Source organism: Pantoea jilinensis (assembly GCF_019104105.1).
GTDB classification, from domain to species: Bacteria; Pseudomonadota; Gammaproteobacteria; order Enterobacterales; family Enterobacteriaceae; genus Pantoea; species Pantoea eucalypti.
On the sequence record NZ_CP077746.1, the window covers coordinates 1245419 to 1258561 of the forward strand.

The 13143-nt window shown below is 53.2% G+C and carries 10 protein-coding genes; 8 read left to right on the top strand and 2 right to left on the bottom strand.

Annotation, left to right across the window (positions count from 1 at the left end):
- Window positions 1-4: 4 nt before the first annotated feature.
- Window positions 5-604, bottom strand: a complete 600-nt coding sequence (yfbR, locus tag KTJ90_RS05955) for a 5'-deoxynucleotidase (RefSeq protein WP_039659732.1) — start codon at window positions 602-604, stop codon at window positions 5-7.
- Window positions 605-673: 69 nt separating this feature from the next.
- Window positions 674-1891, bottom strand: a complete 1218-nt coding sequence (locus KTJ90_RS05960) for a pyridoxal phosphate-dependent aminotransferase (protein WP_003854248.1) — start codon at window positions 1889-1891, stop codon at window positions 674-676.
- A 963-nt stretch (window positions 1892-2854) separates the two neighbouring features.
- Between KTJ90_RS05960 and lrhA the strand changes: the two genes are divergently transcribed.
- From lrhA to nuoH, 8 genes are all read left to right on the top strand, one after another.
- A complete protein-coding gene (gene lrhA, locus KTJ90_RS05965; RefSeq protein ID WP_003854247.1) occupies window positions 2855-3778 on the top strand; it encodes a transcriptional regulator LrhA in 924 nt (307 codons plus the stop codon).
- 638 nt (window positions 3779-4416) lie between these two features.
- Window positions 4417-4860 (top strand): NADH-quinone oxidoreductase subunit A, encoded by a 444-nt coding sequence (locus KTJ90_RS05970; RefSeq protein ID WP_003854246.1) that lies wholly within the window; start codon window positions 4417-4419, stop codon window positions 4858-4860.
- 15 nt (window positions 4861-4875) lie between these two features.
- Window positions 4876-5553 (top strand): NuoB/complex I 20 kDa subunit family protein, encoded by a 678-nt coding sequence (locus tag KTJ90_RS05975; RefSeq protein WP_003854245.1) that lies wholly within the window; start codon window positions 4876-4878, stop codon window positions 5551-5553.
- A gap of 113 nt (window positions 5554-5666) precedes the next feature.
- A complete protein-coding gene (gene nuoC, locus KTJ90_RS05980) occupies window positions 5667-7466 on the top strand; it encodes an NADH-quinone oxidoreductase subunit C/D (protein ID WP_008926471.1) in 1800 nt (599 codons plus the stop codon).
- Window positions 7467-7468: 2 nt separating this feature from the next.
- Entirely contained in the window at window positions 7469-7984 is a 516-nt protein-coding gene (nuoE, locus tag KTJ90_RS05985) for an NADH-quinone oxidoreductase subunit NuoE (RefSeq protein ID WP_003854243.1), read from the top strand.
- A 2-nt stretch (window positions 7985-7986) separates the two neighbouring features.
- Window positions 7987-9327, top strand: coding sequence for an NADH-quinone oxidoreductase subunit NuoF (gene nuoF / locus KTJ90_RS05990; protein ID WP_175501446.1), 1341 nt, complete (start codon window positions 7987-7989; stop codon window positions 9325-9327).
- Window positions 9328-9437: 110 nt separating this feature from the next.
- Window positions 9438-12161 carry an NADH-quinone oxidoreductase subunit NuoG gene (gene nuoG, locus KTJ90_RS05995; RefSeq protein ID WP_105098955.1) on the top strand — a complete coding sequence of 908 codons (2724 nt, stop codon included), beginning with the start codon at window positions 9438-9440 and terminating at the stop codon, window positions 12159-12161.
- On the top strand, window positions 12158-13135 hold the full coding sequence (gene nuoH, locus KTJ90_RS06000; RefSeq protein ID WP_003854240.1) for an NADH-quinone oxidoreductase subunit NuoH: 978 nt from the start codon (window positions 12158-12160) through the stop codon (window positions 13133-13135). Before nuoG ends, nuoH begins: the two co-directional genes overlap by 4 nt.
- The last annotated feature ends 8 nt before the right edge of the window (window positions 13136-13143 follow it).

Here is a 13143-nt window from a genome sequence, read left to right on the forward strand (position 1 = left end):
GGGCTTAAAGAGGCGTATCCTGCGAGATTTCATCCAGTGACAGGCTGAAGCTCGGAATGAACACGTCAACGAAGTAATCCATCTCCGGCGAACGACGCTGCGCCAGGGTCTTTTCCAGCCGCGCTTTCGCCAGTAAAAATTCATTATTCCCGGCAGACAACTCTTCAAGACACTTAACATAGGCACAGAGCGCATCCGCCTGTTTCACAACGGCCTGCTCCTCTTCGCTATGCAGATGCTCATCGATCAGCGGGCGATAGATTTCCTGAAACTCTTCCGGCAGCATCTCAATCAGCTTTTGCTGAGCAATCTTTTCGATTTTCTTATATTCGTGGGCGATCTGCGCGTTGTAATACTTCACCGGTGTCGGTAAATCGCCGGTAAGCACTTCACTGGCATCGTGATAAAGCGCCAGCATGGCAATACGATCGGCATTAAGCGACCCGCTGAACTTGAGATTTTTGATCACCGCCAGGGCGTGCGCCACCATAGCGACCTGCAGACTGTGTTCCGAGACATTTTCGGTGCGCACATTGCGCATCAGCGGCCAGCGATTAATCAGCTTAAGACGGGAGAGGTGAGCAAAGAAGTGGCTTTGTGTCATGCGCGTTCCTGTTGGCAGGCAGGGGAGAGACCGGCTCTCCCCAAATAACGTCAGTATACGCGGGCGTGATTACTGACGATAGCCTTGCAGGAAACGCCCAAATTTATTAATCGCCATCTCCAGATCATCGACGCGTGGCAGCGTAACGATGCGAAGATGATCGGGCCACGGCCAGTTGAACGCACTGCCCTGAACCAGCAACACTTTTTCCTGTAACAGAAAATCCAGCACCATCTTCTGATCGTCGAAGATATTGAATTTTTTGGCATCGATTTTCGGGAACATGTAGAGCGCGCCCTGCGGCTTCACACAGCTGACGCCAGGAATATCATTGATCAACTCCCATGCACGCTGGCGCTGCTCGTAGAGACGACCACCAGGCATGATAAATTCGCTGATGCTCTGATAGCCGCCCAGTGCCGTCTGAATCGCATGCTGCGCCGGTACGTTGGCACACAGACGCATTGAGGCGAGCATTTCCAGCCCTTCAATATAGCCTTTCGCATGTTTCTTCGGCCCGTTCAGTACCATCCAGCCCTGACGGAAACCGGCCACGCGATAGGTTTTGGAGAGGCCATTGAACGTCACGGTCAGCAGATCGGGCGCCAGGGCCGCAATGCAGTGATGCTGGGCGTCGTCGTAAAGGATCTTGTCGTAGATTTCGTCGGCGAAAATGATCAGATTATGCTGACGCGCAATTTCAACCACCTCTAACAGCAGTTCTTTACTGTAGACCGCGCCGGTAGGGTTATTCGGGTTGATGATCACGATGCCACGGGTACGAGGCGTTATCTTGCTACGGATATCATCCAGATCAGGGAACCAGCCGGCAGACTCATCACACAGATAGTGCACCGCTTTACCGCTGGAGAGAGAAACCGCGGCTGTCCATAAGGGATAGTCGGGCGCGGGCACCAGCATTTCGTCGCCGCTATTCAGTAACGCCTGCATCGCCTGCACGATGAGTTCTGATACCCCGTTACCGATATAAATATCTTCTACCGTGACATCGCGCATGTCGCGTGCCTGATAGTGCTGCATGATTGCTTTACGGGCGGAGTAGAGGCCCTTGGAGTCGCAATAACCCTGAGCGCTGGGAAGGTTACGAATGACATCAACCAGGATCTCATCCGGTGCTTCGAAACCAAACGGCGCCGGATTGCCAATGTTCAGCTTGAGAACTTTATTACCTTCTTCTTCAAGGCGCTTAGCCTCTTTCAGTACCGGTCCACGGATGTCATAGCAGACGTTATCGAGTTTTCCGGATTTATCAATTTGAAAAGTCATTGTTACCGCCTTGATGGGCAGAATCCTTGTGGCTGCCACAGAAATCGAACCAGCACAATGTACTCTCCTCACGGTCACAAAAGAAGGGTGCCGCCCCGTTTTGGCGGGTTCAACAACTTTTTGCAGAATGCGTAGCGTAAAAAGTAACAGCTCTCGCTGAGGGTGGTTAATAAAACTCTGTATAAAGAAATTTTTAGAATTTTAATCCACCCAAAACCGTAGCGAGCCAACATCTGCCTCTGGAATTTAAAAAGATTTGTGGACTCAATACGGAGAGATATTTTCTTTACCGCTGAAATATACACTTTGAGGAATAGTTAAAATTTATTTTATTAATGTTCGTTTTATGGCCAGTTTTATAACATGAGAACTATTTACGCCTTAACACTGCTTAAGAGTGTGCTGTTTAAGGCCTTGTGATCGCCGGAAAAGTACCAAAAAAGGCGTTTCATTCGGCACCTTAAATACAGGATAGTGAGCACTACTTAACACTTCCTCACTAACTTTCAGAACGTTGAAGGCTTAAAAAGTGATCAATAATGTGGCATAAGGGTCACGAAATGCCTTTGTCACAAAATTTACAGCGCTTTTCACAAAATCATTTCCATTTTGAAGTCAAAAATGATTAAGTATAATTTATTATTTAGTGCACTTAGCCGCTTCGCCTTGATAGCCCGCTAAGTGTAGTTTTTATCCCGCCCGATTCATTCCGGTGGGAATAAGACAACTAAACAGCTTCCTGCATTTGCGCACCCCAGCGCCATCGGTACAGAAGAAGTTGTCTCTGTCTTAAAGCATCGTGCTCCCTTCGGGTGAGTCAACGGTGCAGGTTCCACATAAAATTTTTTTATGTCAGTCTTCACACAGGACTGTCATTAAGCACCATTACCGCTTATCACTTTGATAAGCTTGTAATAACACCAGGGTAGTAGTTCGTAAAAATCTTATAAGTGAAGAAAAAACATGACTAATGCAAATCGTCCGATACTGAATCTCGACCTCGATCTGCTGAGAACTTTCGTTGCCGTTGCGGATTTGAATACCTTTGCAGCCGCCGCTGCAGCGGTCTGCAGAACCCAGTCAGCAGTCAGTCAGCAGATGCAGCGTCTGGAGCAATTGGTAGGTAAAGAGCTGTTTGCCAGACATGGACGTAATAAGCTTTTAACAGAGCATGGGATCCAGCTTTTAGGCTATGCCAGAAAAATTCTTCGTTTTAACGACGAAGCCTGCACATCTCTGATGTACAGCAACATTCAGGGCGTACTGACTATTGGTGCCTCTGATGACACCTCTGACACTATTCTGCCGTTCCTGTTAAACCGGGTGACCTCGGTTTATCCGAAACTGGCCATTGATGTGCGGGTTAAACGTAATCCATTCATGATGGAAATGCTCAATCAGGGTGAAGTTGACCTGGTGGTGACAACGTCCAGCCCGGGCAACTTTACCTATCAGGTACTGCGTACTTCACCCACCTTGTGGTACTGCGCAGCGGACTATATCTTCCAGCGCGGCGAAGCGATTCCATTGGTGCTGCTGGATGAGCCAAGTCCTTACCGTGATATGGCCATTGATCATCTCAATGAAGCCGGTATCCCATGGCGTATCTCTTACGTCGCTTCTACTCTGGCTGCCGTACGAGCTGCAGTGAAAGCGGGTCTTGGCGTAACAGCGCGCCCGGTCGAGATGATGAGCCCGGAACTGCGTGTTATGGGTGCGGCTGAAGGTCTGCCGGTTCTCCCGGATACGCAGTATCTGCTGTGCCGTAATCCTGACAGTGATAATGAGCTGGCGCTGGCTATCTTTAATGCCATGCAGTCTACTAATGATCCGTACAATCTGAGCAACAATCCAGATGGTGCGTTGCTGTTGGATGACGAAGAGTAATAGCGCTAACGTGTTGTACTCAACATCAGCGCCATTGCCTTAACAAACGCTTATAAATAAGCCTCTCATTCTTTGAACAGAACGAGGGGCTTTTTTACTATCTGACCCTTGTCAGACTCGCCCCGACGACAACCTCCCTGATGTAAACCCCTCACTGTATTTCACTCCATTACAAACTGAAATCTGCAATCCATAAAAACGAACCTTTTGTTCCGTATCAAGGCTTCAGGTGGAGGAAATTAACGCAAAAAGGGCAAAAGTGTGTTCTGGATCAAGAAAATACCCCTGCTAAGGGGAAGGAAAAAAGAGTCATACCTGTCAAAATATGTTTGTTAAACGCACGATCCATGCGTGTGATTACCCGCTACACTAAAATTAACCCCACAGACTGAAGCGATTTAGCTGGAAAGCGGGGCATCATTTGTTAATAATATGATGCAGGTGTGAAATAATGTTTGGATACTTTTGTCAAAGTTGACAAAAGGTTATAGAAAGGAGTAAAAAACCCCATTAAATTGCTGTTTATTCCGTAATAACAGTGACATTTAAAAGGTTTTTACCCTTCCCTTGAATCGATGTGGTCAGTTTGCTGCGGGAAACGCGTGCAGGATGCCAGCGCCACTTTTGATGAGTAAGCAATGAGTATGTCAACTACCACCGAAATCATCGCTCAGCACTGGGCGTTTATCGTATTTATCGTTATTGCCTTTGGCTTGTGTGCTTTCATGCTGACCGGAGGATGGTTGCTTGGCGGCAGAGCGCGCGCCCGCTATAAAGACACGCCATTCGAATCGGGCATTGAATCCGTTGGTGACACCCATATCCGCCTGTCGGCGAAATTTTATCTGGTTGCGATGTTTTTCGTCATTTTTGACGTCGAAGCCCTCTTTTTATACGCATGGGCGACTTCAATCCGCGAAAGCGGTTGGGTCGGCTTTGTGGAAGCCGCAATTTTCATTTTGGTGCTCCTTGCGGGTCTGGTCTATCTGGTACGCATTGGCGCACTGGACTGGGCTCCAGCTCGCCGTCGCGTAGTGGTGAAAACTACTACGGTCAGCCACACCAATCCTCATAAGCAGTAAAAGAGAGGCAATAAGATGGACTATACGCTCACCCGCATAGACCCGAACGGTGGTGAGAACGACCGTTATCCTCTGCAAAAGCAGGAAATCGTCAGCGATCCGCTGGAGCAGCACGTTCATCGCAGCGTTTATATGGGCAAACTCGAAAATGCCCTGCATGACATGGTGAACTGGGGACGTAAAAACTCACTCTGGCCTTATAACTTTGGCCTGTCCTGTTGTTACGTTGAGATGACCACATCGTTTACCGCGGTCCATGACGTGGCACGTTTTGGTGCTGAAGTTATGCGCGCCTCGCCACGCCAGGCGGATTTCATGGTTATTGCCGGCACGCCGTTTACCAAAATGGCTCCGGTTATTCAGCGTTTATACGATCAGATGCTGGAGCCAAAATGGGTGATCTCAATGGGTGCCTGCGCAAATTCGGGCGGCATGTATGACATCTATTCGGTGGTGCAGGGCGTCGATAAATTCCTGCCAGTAGATGTCTATATTCCTGGCTGCCCGCCACGTCCTGAAGCCTACATGCAGGCACTGCTGCTGTTGCAGGAGTCGATCGGCAAAGAGCGCCGTCCGCTTTCATGGGTTGTCGGCGACCAGGGCGTTTACCGCGCTAACATGCCTTCAGAGCGTGAAAGAAAACGCGGCGAGCGCATCGCAGTCACAAACCTGCGCAGCCCGGACGAAGTTTAAAACCGTATGGATGGAAAAGAGCGCCTGCAGCAGAACATCACAATTTAATGCATGGCCCCATCCTGACGCCTTCATTTGAGTGCCTGAGACCAGGCCGGAATGGTGAGTAACGTATGACAGATTTGACCACGCAAGATCTCGCTCAGCCTTCATGGCAAACCCGTGATCACCTTGATGACCCGGTGATCGGCGAGTTGCGTAACCGTTTTGGGCCGGATGCCTTCACTGTACAGCCAACCCGCACCGGCATTCCGGTGGTCTGGGTTAAGCGTGAACAGATACTGGAAATTACCGAGTTCCTGCGTAAATTACCGAAGCCTTACGTCATGCTGTATGACCTGCATGGCGTGGATGAGCGTTTACGTACCCACCGTGCAGGCCTGCCTGCGGCGGATTTTTCCGTTTTCTACCACCTGCTGTCGATTGAACGCAACCGCGACATCATGCTCAAGGTGGCACTCTCTGAAAACGACATGCATCTGCCGACCATCACCCGTCTTTTCCCGAATGCCAACTGGTATGAGCGTGAAACCTGGGAGATGTTTGGTATTACCTTTGATGGTCACCCGCACCTGACGCGCATCATGATGCCGTCGACCTGGGAAGGCCATCCGCTGCGTAAAGATTACCCGGCGCGCGCCACCGAATTCGATCCTTTCACGCTGACTAAGCAGAAAGAAGATTTAGAGATGGAGGCGCTGACTTTTAAGCCTGAAGACTGGGGCATGAAGCGCAGCACCACCAACGAAGACTTCATGTTCCTGAACCTCGGGCCTAACCACCCGTCGGCGCACGGTGCGTTCCGCATCATCCTGCAGCTGGACGGTGAAGAGATTGTCGACTGCGTACCTGACATCGGTTATCACCATCGTGGTGCCGAAAAGATGGGTGAGCGTCAGTCCTGGCACAGCTACATTCCTTACACTGACCGTATCGAGTACCTCGGCGGCTGCGTAAACGAAATGCCTTACGTGCTGGCGGTAGAAAAACTGGCCGGTATCGTGGTGCCCGATCGCGTAAACGTGATCCGCGTGATGCTCTCTGAGCTGTTCCGCATTAACAGCCATCTGCTTTATATCTCGACCTTTATTCAGGACGTCGGCGCGATGACGCCGGTGTTCTTTGCCTTTACCGATCGCCAGAAAATCTATGACGTGGTTGAAGCCATTACCGGTTTCCGTATGCACCCGGCCTGGTTCCGTATCGGTGGTGTAGCACACGACCTGCCGCGAGGCTGGGAACGTCTGCTGCGTGACTTCCTGGACTGGATGCCGAAGCGTCTGAAGGAATATGACAAAGCGGCACTGCGTAACACCGTGCTGATTGGTCGTTCAAAAGGCGTTGCTGCTTACAATATGGAAGAGGCGCTGGCGTGGGGCACGACCGGTGCCGGCCTGCGTGCCACGGGTCTCGACTTTGACGTGCGCAAATGGCGTCCATACTCAGGCTACGAAAACTTCGATTTCGAAATCCCGGTCGGCGACGGCGTCAGCGATGCTTACAGCCGTGTTCAGCTGAAGATGGAAGAGATGTGGCAGTCCCTGCGTATCCTTGAGCAGTGTCTCAACAATATGCCAGAGGGGCCGTTTAAAGCGGATCATCCGCTGACCACGCCACCACCGAAAGAGCGTACGCTGCAGCACATCGAAACGCTGATCACCCACTTCCTGCAGGTTTCGTGGGGACCGGTGATGCCAGCCAATGAATCGTTCCAGATGATTGAAGCGACGAAAGGGATCAACAGCTACTACCTGACCAGCGATGGCAGCACCATGAGCTACCGCACCCGCGTGCGTACGCCGAGCTTCCCGCATCTGCAGCAGATTCCTTCAGTAATCCGTGGCAGCCTGGTATCCGACCTGATCGTATATCTGGGTAGTATCGATTTTGTTATGTCAGACGTGGACCGCTAATTATGCACGATCAACACATTGCCATTAAAACGATCGACCCTAACGAGGTCTTCGTGCTGAGCGCGGAAGAGCATCACGCTATTGAGCACGAAAAACACCACTACGAAGATGCGCGTGCAGCCTCCATTGAAGCGCTGAAGATCGTGCAGAAACAGCGCGGCTGGGTGCCGGACGGCGCAATCAACGCGATTGCCGACGTACTGGGTATCCCGGCGAGTGATGTTGAAGGGGTGGCGACGTTTTATAGCCAGATCTTCCGTCAGCCGGTTGGCCGTCATGTGATCCGTTATTGTGACAGCGTGGTCTGTCACATCACCGGTTATCAGGGCATCCAGTCCGCACTGGAGCAGCAGCTGAATATCAAACCGGGTCAAACCACTGCTGATGGCCGCTTTACGCTGCTGCCAACCTGCTGCCTGGGTAACTGTGACAAGGGCCCAACGATGATGGTGGATGAAGACACGCATGTTCATCTGACGCCAGAAGGCATTCCCTCTTTGCTGGAGCAGTATCAATGACAATCAAACAGATCATTCGTACTGCTGAAACCCATCCGCTCACCTGGCGGATGCGTGACGACAAGCAACCTGTCTGGCTAGATGAATATCGCAGCAAGAACGGCTATGCCGGTGCGGAAAAAGCGCTGAAAAGCATGTCACAGGATGAAATTGTCGCGGCAGTCAAAGACTCCGGCCTGAAAGGGCGCGGCGGTGCAGGCTTCTCTACCGGTCTGAAGTGGAGCCTGATGCCGAAAGATGAGTCGATGAACATCCGTTACCTGCTGTGTAACGCCGATGAAATGGAGCCAGGCACCTATAAAGACCGCCTGCTGATGGAGCAGATGCCTCACCAGCTGGTGGAAGGAATGCTGATCAGCGCCTTTGCGCTAAAGGCCTACCGTGGCTACATCTTCTTACGTGGCGAATACATTGAAGCGGCGGTGCATCTGCGTCGTGCGATTGCTGAAGCAACGGAAGCGGGCTACCTCGGTAAAAATATTCTCGGTACCGGCTTCGACTTTGAGCTGATCGTCCATACCGGCGCAGGGCGTTATATCTGCGGCGAAGAGACGGCACTGATTAACTCACTGGAAGGCCGTCGTGCTAACCCGCGTTCCAAGCCGCCATTCCCGGCGAGTGCGGGCGCGTGGGGCAAACCAACCTGCGTGAACAACGTAGAGACCCTCTCGAACGTGCCGGCGATTCTGGCCAACGGTGTGGAGTGGTACAAAAACATCTCTAAAAGTGAAGATGCCGGTACCAAAATGATGGGCTTCTCCGGACGGGTTAAAAATCCCGGCGTCTGGGAGCTGCCATTCGGTATCACCGCTCGTGAGATCCTGGAAGATTATGCGGGCGGCATGCGTGACGGACTGAAGTTCAAGGCCTGGCAGCCCGGCGGCGCTGGGACTGACTTCCTGACCGACCAGCACCTGGATCTGCCGATGGAATTTGCCAGCATTGGCAAAGCGGGCAGTCGTCTGGGTACGGCGCTGGCGATGGCCGTCGATCACGAGATCAACATGGTTTCCCTGGTGCGTAACCTGGAAGAGTTCTTTGCCCGTGAGTCGTGCGGCTGGTGTACTCCGTGTCGTGACGGTCTGCCGTGGAGCGTGAAAATTCTGCGTGCGCTGGAGCAGAAGCAGGGCCAGCCAGGCGATATTGAAACCTTACTGCAACTCTGCCGTCAGCTTGGCCCGGGTAAAACCTTCTGTGCGCATGCGCCGGGTGCGGTTGAGCCGCTGCAGAGTGCGATTAAATATTTCCGTGAAGAGTTTGAAGCCGGTATGGCGCCGCAGGTGTTTGGTAATACCCGAGCCATTGGCGGGATCCAGCCAAACCTGCTGAAAGCGCGCTGGTAATTCACCAAAAAACGGAACAGGCCTGGTGCCGCCGCCCCGACAATGTCGTGCGTCGGGGCAAGAATATGATTAACGCTCGTCTCTGACGAGCCTTACGGAAGCATGTCACTATGGCTACAATTCATGTAGACGGTAAAGAGTATGATGTGAACGGAGCGGACAACCTGCTACAGGCATGTCTCTCTCTGGGCCTTGATATTCCTTACTTTTGCTGGCATCCGGCGCTGGGAAGCGTTGGGGCCTGCCGCCAGTGTGCGGTAAAGCAATTCCAGAATGCCGAAGATACCCGCGGCCGTCTTGTCATGTCCTGCATGACACCGGCCTCTGACGGCACATTCATCTCCATCGATGATGGCGAAGCGAAAGAGTTCCGCGAAAGCGTGGTGGAGTGGCTGATGACCAACCACCCGCACGACTGTCCGGTGTGCGAAGAGGGCGGTAACTGTCACCTGCAGGATATGACAGTAATGACCGGCCACAGCTTCCGCCGCTATCGCTTCACCAAACGTACTCACCGTAATCAGGATCTCGGTCCGTTCATCTCCCACGAGATGAACCGCTGTATCGCCTGTTACCGCTGTGTGCGTTACTACAAAGATTATGCCGATGGCAAAGATCTGGGTGTCTACGGCGCGCATGACAACGTCTACTTTGGTCGCCCGGAAGATGGCACGCTGGAAAGCGAGTTCTCTGGCAACCTGGTTGAAATCTGCCCGACCGGCGTCTTCACGGATAAAACCCACTCAGAACGCTATAACCGTAAATGGGATATGCAGTTTGCGCCGAGCATCTGCCAGCAGTGCAGTGTCGGCTGTAACACCAGCCCGGGTGAGCGTTATGGTGAGTTGCGTCGTATCGAAAACCGCTATAACGGCACCGTAAACCATTACTTCCTTTGTGACCGTGGCCGCTTTGGCTATGGCTACGTGAACCGCAAAGATCGTCCGCGTCAGCCGATGCTGCTGCGCGGCAATGACTGGGTCACGCTGAACGCAGAGCAGGCGGTCAATGCTGGTGCAGATTTGCTGCGTCAGGCGAAGAAAGTGATCGGTATCGGCTCGCCGCGCGCCAGCGTTGAAAGTAACTTCGCCCTGCGTGAACTGGTGGGCGCAGAGAACTTCTCAACCGGTATGCCAGCGGACGAGCAGGCCCGTCTTGAACTGATGCTCAAAGTCCTGCGCGAAAGCGGTGTCTATACGCCATCGCTGCGTGAAATTGAAAGCTACGATGCGGTGCTGGTGCTGGGTGAAGACCTTACACAGGTTGGCGCGCGCGTGGCACTCTCTGTCCGTCAGGCGGTGAAAGGCAAAGCGCGTGATATGGCCGCTGCGCAGAAAGTCGCAGACTGGCAGATCGCCGCCATTATGAACATCGGTCAGAACGCGAAACATCCGCTGTTTGTTACCCATGTTGATGAAACCCGTCTGGATGATATCGCGGCATGGAGCTATCGTGCGCCGGTTGAAGATCAGGCGCGCCTTGGCTTCGCTATCGCCAGTGCACTGGATGAATCTGCTCCGGCAGTGACCGATTTCGACAGCAAGCTCAACGGGAAAATGGACGTTGTCGTTCAGGCGCTGGCCGGCGCGAAAAAGCCATTAATCATTTCCGGTACTCACTCAGGCAGCAGCGCAGTCATTGAAGCCGCAGCTAACGTGGCGAAAGCCCTGAAGGCACGCGGCGCAGATGTCGGCATTACTCTGTTGGCAGGTCACGCCAACAGCATCGGTCTGGGCATGATCGGCGGTAATCCACTGGAGCATGCGCTGGAGCAACTGAGCAACGGTGAAGCCGATGCGCTGGTGGTGCTGGAAAATGACCTCTATCGTCACGCACCAAAAGCCGTGGTGGATGCAGCCCTGGCGCAGACCACGAACGTGATTGTTGTTGATCATCAGCGTACAGCCACGCTGGAGAAAGCGGGTCTGGTGTTATCCACCGCCAGCTTCGCTGAAAGTGATGGTACCTCGATTAACCATGAAGGCCGCGCACAGCGTTTCTTCCAGGTTTACGATCCTGCCTATTACGACAGCAACGTTGTGATGCTGGAAAGCTGGCGCTGGCTGCACTCGCTGCACAGCACGCTGGAAAGCCGTCACGTGGACTGGACGCAGCTCGATCACGTGATCGATGCCGTGGTGACCCGTCTGCCACAGCTCGCGGGTATTAAAGAAGCGGCACCTGACGCCAGCTTCCGCATCCGTGGTCAGAAACTGGCGCGTTCTCCAATACGTAACAGTGGACGTACTGCGATGCGCGCGAATATCAGCGTTCATGAACCGCGTCAGCCGCAGGACCAGGACACCATGTTCGCCTTCTCTATGGAAGGGAACAACCAGCCATCAGCTCCGCGTTCGCAGATTCCGTTTGCCTGGGCTCCAGGCTGGAACTCACCGCAGGCGTGGAACAAGTTCCAGGCTGAAGTGGGCGGCAAACTGCGTCATGGCGATCCGGGCGTACGCCTGTTTGAAGCCAGCAACAGTGAGCTGCCATGGTTCACAACCGTTCCTGCCGCGTTTGTCAGTGATGCGAAGTGGCGTGTGGCGCCTCTCCACCGGTTGTTCGGTAGCGAAGAGATGTCACAGCGTTCACCGGTCTTCCAGCAGCGCATGACAGAGCCTGCATTGGTGATTAACCCGGAGGATGCAGCGAAGCTGGGCGTCAACAATGGCGCGGCGGTTGAATTCAGCTGTGCCGGCGAGACAGTGCGTCTGCCGGTCCGTTTCTCGGCGTCACTGCAGGCGGGTCAGATTGGTCTGCCGCTGGGTATGCCGGGCGTTCCGCCATTCCTGGCGAACGGTAAAATCGACACTCTGCAGGAGGCGGCGCAATGAGCTGGTTAACACCGGACGTTATCGACATTCTGCTGGCCATTGTTAAAGCCATTGTGATTCTGCTGGTGGTTGTGGCCTGCGGCGCGTTCATGAGCTTCGCCGAGCGTCGTCTGCTCGGCCTGTTCCAGAACCGTTACGGACCTAACCGCGTCGGCTGGGGCGGCTCGCTCCAGCTGGTTGCGGACATGATCAAAATGTTCTTTAAAGAGGACTGGGTTCCGCCATTTACCGACCGCTTTATCTTTACCCTTGCGCCGGTTATTGCCTTTGTTTCTCTGCTGCTGGCCTTTGCTATCGTGCCAGTGTCGCCAACCTGGATGGTGACAGACCTGAATATCGGTCTGCTGTTCTTCCTGATGATGGCGGGCCTTGCGGTCTACGCCGTGCTGTTTGCTGGCTGGTCGAGTAACAACAAATACTCGCTGCTGGGTGCGATGCGCGCCTCGGCGCAGACGCTGAGCTACGAAGTGTTCCTGGGTCTGTCGCTGATGGGTGTGGTGGCGCAGGCGGGCTCGTTCAACATGAACGATATCGTCAACAGCCAGACGCACCTGTGGAACATCATTCCGCAGTTCTTTGGTTTCGTAACCTTCTGTATTGCTGGCGTGGCGGTGTGTCACCGTCATCCCTTTGACCAGCCAGAAGCGGAGCAGGAACTGGCAGATGGTTATCACATTGAATATGCCGGCATGAAGTTTGGCCTGTTCTTTGTCGGCGAATATGTGGCGATTACCACCGTTTCAGCGCTGATCGTAACGCTGTTCTTTGGTGGCTGGCACGGACCTTTCCTGCCGCCGTTCATCTGGTTCGCCCTGAAAACGGCGTTCTTTATGATGATGTTCATCCTGATTCGTGCTGCGCTTCCGCGTCCACGCTACGACCAGGTGCTGTCATTCGGCTGGAAAGTGTGTCTGCCGTTGACGCTGTTGAACCTGCTGGCGACTGCCGCAGTGATTCTCTACACAGCGCCGTAAGGGGTTAA

Bases quoted from the DNA above. Each gene is read 5' to 3' on its own strand.
- yfbR (WP_039659732.1), bottom strand. From the start codon at position 604: ATGACACAAAGCCACTTCTTTGCTCACCTCTCCCGTCTTAAGCTGATT.
- KTJ90_RS05960 (WP_003854248.1), bottom strand. From the start codon at position 1,891: ATGACTTTTCAAATTGATAAATCCGGAAAACTCGATAACGTCTGCTAT.
- lrhA (WP_003854247.1), top strand. From the start codon at position 2,855: ATGACTAATGCAAATCGTCCGATACTGAATCTCGACCTCGATCTGCTG.
- KTJ90_RS05970 (WP_003854246.1), top strand. From the start codon at position 4,417: ATGAGTATGTCAACTACCACCGAAATCATCGCTCAGCACTGGGCGTTT.
- KTJ90_RS05975 (WP_003854245.1), top strand. From the start codon at position 4,876: ATGGACTATACGCTCACCCGCATAGACCCGAACGGTGGTGAGAACGAC.
- nuoC (WP_008926471.1), top strand. From the start codon at position 5,667: ATGACAGATTTGACCACGCAAGATCTCGCTCAGCCTTCATGGCAAACC.
- nuoE (WP_003854243.1), top strand. From the start codon at position 7,469: ATGCACGATCAACACATTGCCATTAAAACGATCGACCCTAACGAGGTC.
- nuoG (WP_105098955.1), top strand. From the start codon at position 9,438: ATGGCTACAATTCATGTAGACGGTAAAGAGTATGATGTGAACGGAGCG.
- nuoH (WP_003854240.1), top strand. From the start codon at position 12,158: ATGAGCTGGTTAACACCGGACGTTATCGACATTCTGCTGGCCATTGTT.